Here is a 12,364-nt window from a genome sequence, read left to right on the forward strand (position 1 = left end):
ATGCTGCTCGACGGTGACACGACGCACGATGCGCTCCCCGCGGCCGGACGGGCGTTCACCGGGACGGCCCACCACCCCGAGGTCGCCGCCCTGCAGCGCGTCCTCGACGTGCTCGTCCCCGGCGTCGCGGTGGGTTGCCGGGCGATCCTTCCGGGCGACGAGGCGGCGCTGCGCGAGGCGGAGGCGGACTCGATCGTCTCCACCATCGTCGCGGTGCGGCGCGCCAGCGGTGCTGCCCGCGTGGTCGCGCGGGCGCTGCTCGATGACCTCGGCCATCGCGACGTGGTCCTGGTGCGCACCGCCTCCGGGGCGCCGGCCTGGCCCGACGGGATCGTCGGCTCGCTGGCGCACGATCAGGAGATCGCGGTCGCCGCGGTGGCGAGCCGGGCGCGCATCGCGGCGCTCGGCATCGACGTCGAGCCGGCCGACCCGCTGCCGGACGACATCGTCGATCTCGTGGTGACGGCGGCCGAGCACGACGGTCTCGACCGCGATCCCTTGCACGGGCGCCTGCTGTTCGCCGCCAAGGAAGCCGTGTACAAGGCGATGCATCCGCTCGACGGGGTCTTCCTCGATTTCCACGACATCGTGGTCGACCTCGCCGCCCGCACGGCCGTCGTCCCGAGCGGCCGCATCCTCGATCTCGCCGTATGCCGCGCGCCGCGGATCGTCGTTCTCGCCCTCCTGCGCGCGTGAGGCCGGGGCCGCTCCCCGCAGAGTTCATGATCACGATCTACAGCGACGCTCACGCCTTGCACGACGGCAAGGCGGAGTTGCACGACGGCAAGCTGGTGTCGAGCTTCGAGATGCCGCGCCGGGCCGAGCTGGTTCTCGCGCGCGTCCAGGAGGTCGGTCTCGGGCCGGTGTCGCCGCCGAAGATCTTCGGGCTCGATCCGGTGCGGCGCGTGCACGCGCCGGACTACGTGGCGTTCCTCGAGACCGCCTGGGACGAATGGGTCGCCGAGCACGGTGAATACGACGCGCTGCCGTTCACCTGGATCGGCCCGGGCATGCGGCGCGTCGTGCCCGATCATATCGACGGCAAGCTCGGCTACTATTCGTTCGATGCGGGCACGCCGATCACGGCCGGCACGTTTCGCGCGATCAGGTCCGCGGCCGACGTCGCGCTCACCGGCGCCGAGCTGATCGTGCGCGGCGAACGGGTCGCCTTCGCCCTCACGCGGCCGCCCGGTCATCATGCGCATCGCGCCTGCTACGGCGGCTACTGCTTCTTCAACAACGCCGCCGTGGCGGCGCAGGCGCTACGCGACGCCGGCGCCGATCGCGTCGCCGTGCTCGACATCGACTATCACCACGGCAACGGCACCCAGGATATCTTCTACAGCCGTGGTGACGTGCTGTTCGCGTCGCTGCACGCCGATCCGGTGCAGGAGTATCCTTATTATCTCGGTTTTTCCGATGAGACCGGAGAGGGAGCGGGAGAGGGCACCAACGTCAATTACCCGCTGCCGTTCGGCACCGGGTTCGACGTCTGGCACGCGGCGCTGCGCCATGCACTCGCCCGCATCGCCACTTTCCGGGCCGACGCGCTCGTCGTCTCGCTCGGCGTCGACACCTACAAGGGGGACCCGATCTCGCGTTTCCGGCTCGACACCGCTGATTATCCGGTGATCGGCGCGGCCCTCGCCGGCGCGGGGCTGCCGACCCTGTTCGTGATGGAGGGCGGCTACGCCGTCGAGGCGATCGGCGTTAACGCCGTCGGAGTGCTGCAGGGATTTGCGGACGCGGCATGACGTCGACGTGCGAAGATCCACCGGTACGGACTCCGCACCGGTGGTTCTTCGTCATCGGCTCATCAGGCGCCGTCAGATCACGGGCAGTACCAGACCGGGCCGATCTGGATGCAGCCGCGGTTGCGCCAACCCGGCGGACGTCCACCATAGCGACGCCAGCCCGGCGGGGGACCACGATAGCCAGGACGCGGGCCGTCCCAGGCGCGTCCGCGCCGCCAGTCGTCGCGACGGTCGAAGCGCCCGTCGCGACCGTCGAAGCGACGCTCGTTCATCCGCCCGTCGCCCGGGCCGCGCCCATCGCCGGGCCCGAGGCCGCGTTGCGCGAGCGTGATCGGCGCTTCGGCCGAAGTCGCGCCGCGCGCGCCGTCCTGCGGCGCGGCGGCCGGTGACGCGGCGAGCGCCGGCGCTCCGCCCAGCATCAGAACGACGGCCGCTGCGCTCAGGAAACTCTTCGGCATGTAGTGTCCTCCGGGGGGCTCGCGTGCGGCGTGGTGAACGCCTTCGTCAGGACAAAGCCCGAGTGCCGCACAAGTTTCACGAAGCGCGGCAAATCGCCTGCGACGGTTTGCATCGCAGTGCCGTTCCGGCGACAATGCCGGCCGCGGGGCAGGGCGATGCCGGACGGGGTGGTGCGAGCCGGGCGATGCAGGACGGGGTGGTATCCATCGCGGTGGTCGACGCCGACCGGGCCCGCGCCGCGATCGTGGAGGAGGGGCTGCGCGCCGCGGGCATTCCGCGCGTCGCCATCGTGCCCGACTCGCCCGATCTCCTCGACCGCCTCGTCGCGCTCGCGCCCGACGTCGTGGTGATCGCCCTCGACAGCCCCAATCGCGACGTGCTCGAGCAGATGTTCAAGGTGTCGCGCGTCGTCGAACGTCCGGTCGCCATGTTCGTCGACCGCTCCGACGCCGCCACCATGCAGGCCGCCATCGATGCCGGCGTCTCCGCCTATGTGGTCGACGGCCTCAAGCCGGAGCGGGTGCGCGCCATCGTCGACATGGCGGTGATGCGCTTCAACGCCTACAGCCGCATGCGCCGCGAGCTGGAGGAGGCGAAGACGGCGCTCGCGGATCGCCGGACCATCGACAAGGCGAAGGGTCTCTTGATGGCCCGCAAGGGCCTGTCCGAGGAGGCCGCCTACGCGCTGCTGCGGCGGACCGCCATGAACGAAAAGAAGCGCATGGTCGAGATCGCCCAGGCGATCATCACGGCGGCGGAGCTGTTCTGATGGCCAAGACCCGTCTCACCGTGGGCTGGGTGCCGCTCACCGACGTCGCCGTCCTGATCGCCGCGGCCGAGCGCGGCTTCGCGGCGGCCGAGGGCCTCGACCTCGTGCCGGTGCGCGAGACCTCGTGGGCCAACACGCGCGACAAGCTGGTGTTCGGCCACTTCGACGCCGCCCATATGCTGGCCCCGCTCGCGGTGGCGACGACGCTCGGCCTCGGCCATGTCGCGCTGCCGCTGGTCGCGCCCTTCATGTTCAACATCGGCGGGCATGCTGTGACGGTGTCGCGGCCGCTCGCCGCTCTGCTCGCGCCGCGCGGCGGCTTGTCGGGCCGCGTCGCGGATGCTGCGGCGGCGCTCGGTGACGTCGCCCGCGGCCGCGCCGCGGCCGGCGAGGGGCCGCTGACCTTCGCGGCCGTGTTCCCGTTTTCGGTCCATGCCTATCTGCTCCGGCGCCTGTTCGTCGCCGCCGGGCTCGATCCGGAGCGCGACGTCCGCCTCGTCGTGGTCCCGCCGCCCTTCATGGTCGATGCCCTGAGGCGCGGCCTGGTCGACGGCTTCTGCGTCGGCAGCCCGTGGAACAGCGTCGCGGTCGATGAGGGGGTCGGCACCATCGTGCTGCTCGGCAACACGGTCGTGCCCGGCGCGCCCGACAAGGTGCTGGCGCTGCCGGCCGACCGCGCCGACACGCCGGAGGCGGCGGCGCTGATCCGTGCGCTGGCAGCAGCCGGCGCCTGGTGCGCGGCGCCGGAGAACCGGGCCGACCTCGCCGCGCTGCTGGCCGAGCCGCGCCATCTCGATCTGTCGGCCGACGTGATCCGGCGCACCCTGGAGGGCGCCCTCGTGATCGACGGCGCCGGCACGGTGCGTAACGACCCCAGCTTTCTGATTCTCGGCGAGGGCCGCCCCGAAAGCACTCAGGCCGACTGGCTGCACGACGCGATGACGGCGGCTGGCCATCTGCCGGAGGGGCGGCGCGAAGCCGTGCGCGCCGTGTTCCGTGGCGATCTCTACGATTCCGCATGCGCCGCCGCGGCGCCGCGCTGACGCGTCTGGTCTGCTCACGACGTGTTCATCTGCTGCTTTTGCGGTGCCGAAAAGTCGCGCATCGTGATCGCCCGTGGCGACCGCTCGGGCGCGGCACGCGCTCTCTAATCCCCGGACATTAAGTGATTTTCCGCAGCGCGGCAGGATTGGCACGCGCCTTGTATATCCATTGTCAGTGGCCTCGCCGACGCTGACGGGGCCGCCTTCCAAACGCAGCAACGCCGCTGCTTCGATCTGTCCAGCGCACCGCATCCCGGGCGGCGCGTCGTGTCGGTTCGAAGCGGCGGCGTTTTTTGTTTTTTCGCCGACCGAGGACGAGAGAGCATGACCAGCACCCCCCGCGCGCCGCGCTCCACCCGCCGCCGCTTCCTGCGCGATGTCGCCAACACGGCAGCCCTCCTCGCCGCCGCCAAGGCCACGTTGCCGGCGGGCGCGTTCGCACAAGGGGCAGGGCCCGAGGTGAAGGGCACGCGGCTCGGCTACATCGCGCTCACCGATGCCTCGCCGCTGGTGATCGCGAAGGAGAAGGGCTTCTTCGACAAGCACGGCCTGCCTGACATGGACATCGCCAAGCAAGCCTCGTGGGGCGCGACGCGCGACAACATGGCGCTCGGCACCGAGCGCAACGGCATCGACGGCGGTCACATCCTGCGGCCCAAGACGCATCTCTACGCGACCGGCAAGGTGATGCAGAACAATCAGCCGCTGCCGATGTACACGCTCCTCAATCTCAACGAGGACTGCCAGGCGATCTCGGTCTCCAACGAGTACAAGGACCTCAAGATCGAGAAGGACGTCTCGCCGCTCAAGGCCGCTTTCGAGCGCAAGAAGGCGCAGGGCAAGGAGCTCACCGCCGCCATGACGTTCCCGGGCGGCACGCACGACCTGTGGATCCGCTACTGGCTCGCCGCCGGCGGCATCGACCCCGACACCGACATCAAGGTGATCACGGTGCCGCCGCCCCAGATGGTGGCGAACATGAAGGTCGGCAACATGGACTGCTTCTGCGTCGGCGAGCCGTGGAACGAGCAGCTCGTCAACCAGAACATCGGCTATACGGCGCTGACGACGGGCGAGCTGTGGTTCCGCCATCCCGAGAAGATCCTCGGCATGCGGGCCGACTGGGTGGACAAGAATCCGCGCGCCGCCAAGGCCATCCTGATGGCCGTGATGGAGGCGCAGCAGTGGTGCGACAAGCCCGAGAACAAGGACGAGATGGCCGCCATCATCGGCCGCCGGCAGTGGTTCAACGTTCCGGTGCCGGACATCATCGGCCGCATCAAGGGCGACATCAACTACGGCAACGGCCGCACCGCCAAGGGCACCAATCTCTACATGAAGTTCTGGGGCGAGGGCGGCTCCTCCTCCTATCCGTGGAAGAGCCTCGATACCTGGTTCGTCACCGAGAACATCCGCTGGGGCAAGTTCGATCCTTCGATCGACATCAAGGCGCTGGTCGACAAGACGAACCGCTCGGACCTGTGGATCGAGGCGGCGAAGACGCTCGGCGTCTCGGGCATTCCGACCGCCGACAGCCGCGGCGTCGAGACCTTCTTCGACGGCGTCAGGTTCGATCCCGCCGACCCGATGGCCTATCTGCGCGCCCAGCGCATCAAGCGCGTGACCGTGTAAGGTCCTAGCAACAGCCCTCGTCCCGAGGAGGCCGCGCAGCGGCCGTCTCGAAGGACGGGGGCGGCTCTCCGAGATCGGGCCTCGTGGTTCGAGATGCGGCCTTCGGCCGCTCCTCATCACGAGGGCGAAGGCAACAATCCCAGGAGCCCCCCGTGGCGACATCCATGCCGAAGCTCAAGACCGTGTCGCAGGTGCGGCTCGCCGCCGAGAGCGGCGCGCCGCCCGCCGTCGCGCCTACCGCGCAGAAACCCGCGACGGTCGTGCCGCTCGCGCTGAAGACGCCGCCGGTCGCCGCGCGCGTCCTGCCGGTCGCGCGCCGGATCGCGGCGACGCTCGTGCCGCCGCTCGTCGTCACCGCGCTCCTGCTCCTCGTCTGGGAAATGGCGTGCTGGAGCCCGACCTCGTCGCTGCCGCCGCCCTCGCGGGTGTGGAGCGAGGCGAGCGACCTGATCCTCGATCCGTTCTTCGTCGCCGGCTCGCAGGACATCGGGCTCGGCTGGCGCGTGCTCACCTCGCTGCAGCGGGTGGCGATCGGCTTCGGGCTCGCGGCGGTCGCCGGCGTGCTGATCGGCGCCGTGGTCGGCCAGTCGGTGTGGGCGATGCGCGGCTTCGATCCGGTGTTCCAGGTGCTGCGCACCGTGCCGCCGCTCGCCTGGCTGCCGATCTCGCTCGCCGCGTTCCGCGACGCCAATCCGAGCGCCATCTTTGTGATCTTCATCACCTCGATCTGGCCGATCCTGATCAACACCGCGGTCGGCATCCGCAACATCCCGCAGGACTACCGCAACGTCGCCCGGGTGCTGCGGCTCAATCACCTCGAGTTCTTCGTCAAGATCATGGTGCCGTCGGCAGCGCCCTACATCTTCACCGGCCTGCGCATCGGCATCGGGCTCGCCTGGCTCGCCATCGTGGCGGCCGAGATGCTCACCGGCGGTGTCGGCATCGGCTTCTTCATCTGGGACGCGTGGAACTCCTCGCGGCTCCCCGACATCGTCGTCGCGCTCGCCTATATCGGCGGCGTCGGCTTCCTGCTCGACCGGCTGGTGGCGGGCGCCGCCGTGCTGGTCACCCGCGGCACCGCGTCGAACTGATGGAGCCCGCCATGGACGCCTGTCTCAAGGACGCTTACCTGAAGATCGACCACGTCGGCATCAGCTTTTCGCGCGCCGGCACAACGTCGGAAGTGTTGCGCGACGTGACGTTGCGCATAACGGCCGGCGAGTTCGTCTCGATCATCGGCCACTCGGGCTGCGGGAAGTCGACGCTCCTCAACATCGTCGCCGGACTCCTCCGCGCCTCGACGGGCGGCGTGATCCTCGAGGAGCACGAGGTGAACGAGCCGGGGCCGGACCGCGCCGTCGTGTTCCAGAACCACAGCCTGCTGCCGTGGCTCACCGTCTACGAGAACGTCGCGCTCGCCGTCGACAAGGTGTTTCGCGGCAAGCGCTCGCGGGCCGAGCGGCGCGAGTGGATCATGGAGAACCTCGCGCTCGTCAACATGGCCCACGCCAAGGACAAGCGGCCGGCCGAGATCTCCGGCGGCATGAAGCAGCGCGTCGGCATCGCCCGGGCGCTCGCCATGGAGCCGAAGATTCTTCTCCTCGACGAACCCTTCGGGGCGCTCGACGCGCTGACCCGGGCTCACCTCCAGGATCAGGTGATGGAGATCCACGCCCGCCTGAACAACACCATGATCATGATCACGCACGACGTCGACGAGGCCGTGCTGCTCTCCGACCGCATCGTGATGATGACCAACGGCCCGGCCGCCACGATCGGCGAGGTGCTGACCGTGAACCTCGCCCGGCCGCGCCGTCGGCTCGATCTGGTCGACGACCACGAGTACAACCGCTGCCGTGCCGCCGTGATCGAGTTCCTCTACGCCCGCAACCGCTTCGTCGAGGCGGCGTGAGGGGACGATGGTGGGTTCGCTGGAAACACGGTCATGATCTCCGTTGAAACTCCGGGGAACAGCGCTCGCTCTCCCTCTCCCCGCGCAACGGGGAGAGGTGCAGGCCGGCTGGCTCCGAGTATGGGAGCCAGCCATGCGTGAGCGGCTGGTCGTCGTCGGCAACGGCATGGTCGGGCTGCGCCTGGTCGAGGAGGTGACGCGGCGGGCGCCCGAGCGCTACGACATCACCGTGGTCGGCGCCGAGCCGGTGCCGGCCTACAACCGCGTGCTGCTCTCGGCACTGCTCGCCGACGAGGTGACGGACGACGACTGCCGCTTCCGCGATCGCCGCTGGTATCTCGCCAACCGGGTGCGACTGATCACCGGGGCGCGGGCGACCGGCATCGACACGGCCGAGCGCGAGGTGCGCATCGGCGGCCACGGCGTCGTGCCGTACGACCGTCTCGTGCTCGCGACCGGGTCGGAGCCGATCCGACTTTCGGTGCCCGGCATGGACCTGCCCGGCGTGATCACGTTCCGCGATCTCGCCGACGTCGCGCTCATGCGCGAGGCGGCGCGGCGCAGGGTTCCGGCCGTGGTGATCGGCGGCGGCCTGCTGGGCCTCGAGGCGGCCTACGGGCTCGCCCGCGCCGGGGTCGCCGTCACGCTCGTCCACCTCGCCGACCGGGTGATGGAGCGGCAGCTCGATCCTGGCGCCGCGCGGATCGTCGAGGCGGCGATGCGTGAGCGCGGAGTTGACGTCGTGCTGGAGGCGCAGACCGCCGCTGTGGAGGGTCGTGATCAGGTCGAGGCGGTGCGGCTCGGCGACGGTCGGCGGCTGCCGGCCGGTATCGTCGTCGTCGCGGTCGGGGTGCGGCCGTCGGTCGGGCTCGCCGTCGGGGCCGGCCTGTCGGTGGAACGCGGCATCGTCGTCGACGATCGGCTCGCGACCTCGGCCGACGGCATTCATGCGATCGGCGAGTGCGTGTCGCATCGTGGCACCGTCTACGGTCTGGTCGAGCCGGGCTACGTGCAGGCCGCCGTGCTGGCGCGCCGGCTCGCCGGCGATGACGCGCACTATTCCGGGACGCTTCTTTCGACGCGCCTGAAGGTCTCCGGCGTGCCGGTCTTCTCGGCCGGCGACGTGATGCCGCCCGCTGGCGCCGAGGTCATCACGCTTTCGGATCCGACGGCGGGCCGCTACGTCAGACTGGTCGTCGCCGAAGATCGACTTGTCGGCGCCATCCTGGTCGGCGAGACGCGCCACGCCGGCTTCTACCAGGATCTGATCACGACAGGTGCGGACGTCTCGGCGATGCGCGATGAGCTAGTGTTCGGCCCACCCGTCGAGATGCCTCTCGGTGCAATCGAGCCGGCACTCGAACCGGCCGCCGAAGCGGTCGCCGAGGCAGCCTGAGGATCGCCCGATGACCGACTTCTCCGCCGAGCAGAAGCGTTATCTGGAGGGCATGGCGGCCGGCATGGCCGTGATGAAGTCGGTGGCGGGCGCCGGCCCGGGGCCTGCGGCGCAGCCGGCGCCGAGTGGACCCGACGCCCTGCATCTCGTCGCACAGGACAAGGTCCTGGCCGGGGGACAAAAACTCGCCGATCAGGAGAAGTGGAAGCGGGCCGAGCATCCACTCGATGCCTATGCGCGGCTGAAGATCGACGCGGATGCCGGCAAGGCGCCGAACCCGCAGGACAACTTCCGCTGGCGGTATCATGGCCTGTTCTGGGTGGCGCCCGCCCAGACCTCTTACATGGCGCGACTGCGCATCCCGAACGGGATTCTGAATCATTGGCAGTTCGCCGGCGTCGCCGACCTCGCGGAAAAATTCGGCGGCGGCTACGTCCATGTGACGACGCGCGCCAACCTGCAGATCCGCGAGATCGCGCCCGAGAGCGCGGCGCCGTTCCTCGAAGGCCTGTCGGATCTCGGCCTGACGGCGCGCGGTGCCGGCGCCGACAACATCCGCAACGTCACCGGCTCGCCGACCGCCGGCATCGATCCGCAGGAGCTGATCGACGCGCGGCCGCTGGCGCGCGCCTGGCACTTCCATATCCTGAACGATCGCTCTCTCATCGGCCTGCCACGAAAGTTCAACGTGTCGTTCGACGGCGGCGGACGGATCCCGGCTCTGGAGGAGACCAATGATATCGGCTTCCAGGCGGTCGAGGTGTTGGACGGCGCCGCCGTGCCGGCCGGCATCTGGATGCGGCTGGCGCTCGGCGGCATCTCGGGCCACCGCGATCTGGCGCGCGACACCGGCGTCGTCGTGAAGCCGGCCGACTGCACGGCGGTGGCGGACGCGATCGTGCGGGTGTTCATCGCCGAGGCGGACCGCACGAACCGAGCGAAGTCGCGGCTCAAATACGTGCTCGATCGGCTCGGCTTCGAGGCGTTTCTCGCCGAGGTGGAGGCGGTGCTGGGCCGCAGGCTCGACCGGGTCGAGGCGACGCAGGTCGCACCGCGCCCGCCGATCGACCGCATGGGGCATCTCGGCGTGCATCCGCAGCGACAGGCGGGACGTGTCCATGTCGGCGTCGTCGTCCCGGTCGGCCGCCTCTCGGTGGATCAAGTGCGCGGTCTCGCCACGATCGCCCGCGATCTCGGCGACGGCGATGTACGGCTGACCGTGTGGCAGAACCTGATCATGTCCGGCGTCGCGACGGAGCGCGCCGGCGAGGTGGAGCGCCGTCTCGCCGACCTGGGCCTCTCGGCGCAACCGACTTCGATCCGGGCCGGCCTCGTCGCCTGCACGGGCATGACCGGCTGCAAGTTCGCCAACGCCCACACCAAGGAGCATGCGCTCACGATCGCCGATCGGGTCGAGGCGCGCCTCGCGCTGGACGTGCCGGTCAACATCCATCTCACCGGTTGTCCCAACTCTTGCGCCCAGCACTACATCGGCGACATCGGGCTGATCGGCGTGAAGGTGCTGGTGGGCGACGACGGCGACACGGTGGAAGGCTACGACATCGTGGTCGGCGGCGGCTTCGCCGAGAACGCCGCGATCGGCCGCGTGCTGTGGACCGGCGTTCGGGCCGACGCGGCCGCCGATCACGTCGAGGCGCTGCTGCGCGCCTATCTGGCCGGCCGCGGCGGACCCGCCGAGACGTTTCAGCAATTCACGCTGAGGACGGGCATCGATCATTTGAAAGGCGTGGCGCCACGCGAGGTGCGCACCCTGGAGGCCGCCGAATGAACGCATCCGTGCAACCTCCGTCCGTGTTCGTGCTGCCCGAGACCGCGCCGTTCTCGGCGGAGCAGCGCGCCTGGCTCGGCGGGTTCTTCGCCACGCTCGCCGCGCCCGGGACGGCGCCGCTGCCGGTCGCTGCGCCGGATGGCGCCGCCGCGTCCGCGGGTCCGGCCCTCGCCGACAACGACGACGCGCCATGGCACGATCCGGCCATGCCGCTCGCCGAGCGCCAGCAGCTCGCCGAGGGGCGCCCCCTGGCCCCGCGTCTGATGGCGGCGATGGCGCAGCAGGATTGCGGCCAGTGCGGCTACACCTGCGCGGCTTACGCGAACGCGCTGGTCACCGGCGCCGAGGCGCGGCTCAATCTGTGCGCGCCGGGCGGCAAGGACACGTTCCGCGCCGTCAAGGTCCTTTCAGCCGAGATCGGTGCCGCGGAGACGCGCACGGCGCCGTCGCTCGCTCCGTCCGTCGCCGAAACCGCGTCTGCTCCGACGGGTGAGCGTGGATTCTCGCGGGAGGCGCCTGTCGAGGCCGTATTCGTCGGTCGCCGCCGGCTCAACGGGCCGGGCTCGGAGAAGGAGACGTTCCACGTCGAGCTCGATCTCTCCGAGAGCGGCGTCACCTACACGGTCGGCGACAGCCTCGGCGTGCTCGCGCGGAATGCGCCGGGTCTGGTCGATGCGGTGATCGCCCAGCTCGGCGCGCGCCCCGAGGGGCTGGTGAACGGCGAGCCGCTGTTCGAGGTTCTGTCGCGCGACGTGTCGCTCGGCGCCGCGCCCGACGCGCTGTTCCAGCTCTTCTCCTACGTCACCGGCGGCGCGCTGCGTCAGAAGGCCCGTGCTCTCGCGGTCGGCGAGGATCCGGACGGCGACGCCGCGTCTCTGGACGTGCTCGCGGCGCTGATGAAGTTCGGCGTGCGCCCCTCCGCCGAGGCCTTCGTCGAGGCGCTCGATCCGCTGCAGCCGCGACTCTACTCGATCTCGTCGTCGCCGAAGGCGAACCCGGGTCGCGTGTCGCTCACCGTCGATGCAGTGCGCTACACGGTGAACCGGCGGGGCCGCTTCGGCGTCGCGTCGACGTATCTCGGCGAGCGCCTCGCCGTCGGCGATTGCGTTCCGGTCTATATCCAGCGGGCGCACGGCTTCGGCGTGCCGCAGGACCCGACGACGCCGCTGATCATGATCGGGCCCGGCACCGGCATCGCGCCGTTCCGCGCCTTCCTGCAGGAGCGCGCCGCGACCGGCGCCCCGGGGAAGAACTGGCTGTTCTTCGGTCATCAGCGACGTGATCAGGACTTCTTCTACGAGAGCGAGCTGAACGCGCTGAAGAGCGCCGGCGTGCTGACGCGCTTGTCGCTCGCCTGGTCGCGCGACGGCGCCCAAAAATTCTACGTGCAGGATCGCATGCGCGAGGTCGGACCCGAGCTGTTCGCCTGGCTGGAGGAGGGCGGCCATGTCGCGGTGTGCGGCGACGCCAAGCGGATGGCCAAGGACGTCGAGCGGGCGCTGGTCGACATCGTCGAGCGGCATGGCGGCAAGGCGGCGGACGCCGCCGTCGCCTACGTGGCGGCGTTGAAGAAGTCGGGCCGCTATCAGGCCGACGTGTATTGAGGACGA

11 protein-coding genes are annotated in these 12,364 nt (G+C 70.2%); 10 read left to right on the forward strand and 1 reads right to left on the reverse strand.

Annotated features, from left to right (window positions below; translation table 11 throughout):
* Both CCR97_RS04440 and CCR97_RS04445 read left to right on the forward strand, forming a co-directional pair.
* Window positions 1–696 carry a 4'-phosphopantetheinyl transferase family protein gene (locus CCR97_RS04440; protein ID WP_111358396.1) on the forward strand — a complete coding sequence of 232 codons (696 nt, stop codon included), beginning with the start codon at window positions 1–3 and terminating at the stop codon, window positions 694–696.
* Window positions 697–722: 26 nt separating this feature from the next.
* Window positions 723–1,754, forward strand: a complete 1,032-nt coding sequence (locus CCR97_RS04445) for a histone deacetylase family protein (protein WP_111358397.1) — start codon at window positions 723–725, stop codon at window positions 1,752–1,754.
* A 77-nt stretch (window positions 1,755–1,831) separates the two neighbouring features.
* On the opposite strand, the gene CCR97_RS04450 is transcribed toward CCR97_RS04445, so the two are convergent.
* A complete protein-coding gene (locus CCR97_RS04450; protein ID WP_201159329.1) occupies window positions 1,832–2,212 on the reverse strand; it encodes a hypothetical protein in 381 nt (126 codons plus the stop codon).
* A gap of 185 nt (window positions 2,213–2,397) precedes the next feature.
* Here CCR97_RS04450 and CCR97_RS04455 point away from each other — a divergent pair, with 185 nt between their 5' ends.
* The 8 genes from CCR97_RS04455 (at window position 2,398) to CCR97_RS04490 (ending at window position 12,358) form a co-directional block, all read left to right on the forward strand.
* Complete coding sequence (locus tag CCR97_RS04455) at window positions 2,398–2,982, forward strand: ANTAR domain-containing response regulator (protein WP_111360652.1); 585 nt, start codon at window positions 2,398–2,400, stop codon at window positions 2,980–2,982.
* The gene (locus CCR97_RS04460; RefSeq protein ID WP_201159330.1) at window positions 2,982–4,025 is read left to right on the forward strand and encodes a CmpA/NrtA family ABC transporter substrate-binding protein; all 1,044 of its coding nucleotides are present in this window, start codon (window positions 2,982–2,984) and stop codon (window positions 4,023–4,025) included. Before CCR97_RS04455 ends, CCR97_RS04460 begins: the two co-directional genes overlap by 1 nt.
* A gap of 324 nt (window positions 4,026–4,349) precedes the next feature.
* Entirely contained in the window at window positions 4,350–5,657 is a 1,308-nt protein-coding gene (locus CCR97_RS04465) for a CmpA/NrtA family ABC transporter substrate-binding protein (RefSeq protein WP_111358160.1), read from the forward strand.
* A gap of 164 nt (window positions 5,658–5,821) precedes the next feature.
* A complete protein-coding gene (ntrB, locus tag CCR97_RS04470) occupies window positions 5,822–6,748 on the forward strand; it encodes a nitrate ABC transporter permease (protein ID WP_111358161.1) in 927 nt (308 codons plus the stop codon).
* Window positions 6,749–6,759: 11 nt separating this feature from the next.
* Window positions 6,760–7,569: an ABC transporter ATP-binding protein gene (locus tag CCR97_RS04475; protein WP_111358162.1), complete on the forward strand. Its 810-nt coding sequence runs from the start codon at window positions 6,760–6,762 to the stop codon at window positions 7,567–7,569.
* A 133-nt stretch (window positions 7,570–7,702) separates the two neighbouring features.
* Window positions 7,703–8,965: an NAD(P)/FAD-dependent oxidoreductase gene (locus CCR97_RS04480; protein WP_111358163.1), complete on the forward strand. Its 1,263-nt coding sequence runs from the start codon at window positions 7,703–7,705 to the stop codon at window positions 8,963–8,965.
* A gap of 10 nt (window positions 8,966–8,975) precedes the next feature.
* Entirely contained in the window at window positions 8,976–10,754 is a 1,779-nt protein-coding gene (locus CCR97_RS04485) for a NirA family protein (RefSeq protein ID WP_111358164.1), read from the forward strand.
* Window positions 10,751–12,358 carry a sulfite reductase subunit alpha gene (locus CCR97_RS04490; protein ID WP_111358165.1) on the forward strand — a complete coding sequence of 536 codons (1,608 nt, stop codon included), beginning with the start codon at window positions 10,751–10,753 and terminating at the stop codon, window positions 12,356–12,358. Before CCR97_RS04485 ends, CCR97_RS04490 begins: the two co-directional genes overlap by 4 nt.
* Window positions 12,359–12,364: the final 6 nt, after the last annotated feature.

The organism is Rhodoplanes elegans, from assembly GCF_016653355.1.
Lineage (GTDB): Bacteria > Pseudomonadota > Alphaproteobacteria > Rhizobiales > Xanthobacteraceae > Rhodoplanes > Rhodoplanes elegans.

Bases quoted from the DNA above. Each gene is read 5' to 3' on its own strand.
- CCR97_RS04440 (WP_111358396.1), top strand. From the start codon at position 1: ATGCTGCTCGACGGTGACACGACGCACGATGCGCTCCCCGCGGCCGGA.
- CCR97_RS04445 (WP_111358397.1), top strand. From the start codon at position 723: ATGATCACGATCTACAGCGACGCTCACGCCTTGCACGACGGCAAGGCG.
- CCR97_RS04450 (WP_201159329.1), bottom strand. From the start codon at position 2,212: ATGCCGAAGAGTTTCCTGAGCGCAGCGGCCGTCGTTCTGATGCTGGGC.
- CCR97_RS04455 (WP_111360652.1), top strand. From the start codon at position 2,398: ATGCAGGACGGGGTGGTATCCATCGCGGTGGTCGACGCCGACCGGGCC.
- CCR97_RS04460 (WP_201159330.1), top strand. From the start codon at position 2,982: ATGGCCAAGACCCGTCTCACCGTGGGCTGGGTGCCGCTCACCGACGTC.
- CCR97_RS04465 (WP_111358160.1), top strand. From the start codon at position 4,350: ATGACCAGCACCCCCCGCGCGCCGCGCTCCACCCGCCGCCGCTTCCTG.
- ntrB (WP_111358161.1), top strand. From the start codon at position 5,822: ATGCCGAAGCTCAAGACCGTGTCGCAGGTGCGGCTCGCCGCCGAGAGC.
- CCR97_RS04475 (WP_111358162.1), top strand. From the start codon at position 6,760: ATGGACGCCTGTCTCAAGGACGCTTACCTGAAGATCGACCACGTCGGC.
- CCR97_RS04480 (WP_111358163.1), top strand. From the start codon at position 7,703: ATGCGTGAGCGGCTGGTCGTCGTCGGCAACGGCATGGTCGGGCTGCGC.
- CCR97_RS04485 (WP_111358164.1), top strand. From the start codon at position 8,976: ATGACCGACTTCTCCGCCGAGCAGAAGCGTTATCTGGAGGGCATGGCG.
- CCR97_RS04490 (WP_111358165.1), top strand. From the start codon at position 10,751: ATGAACGCATCCGTGCAACCTCCGTCCGTGTTCGTGCTGCCCGAGACC.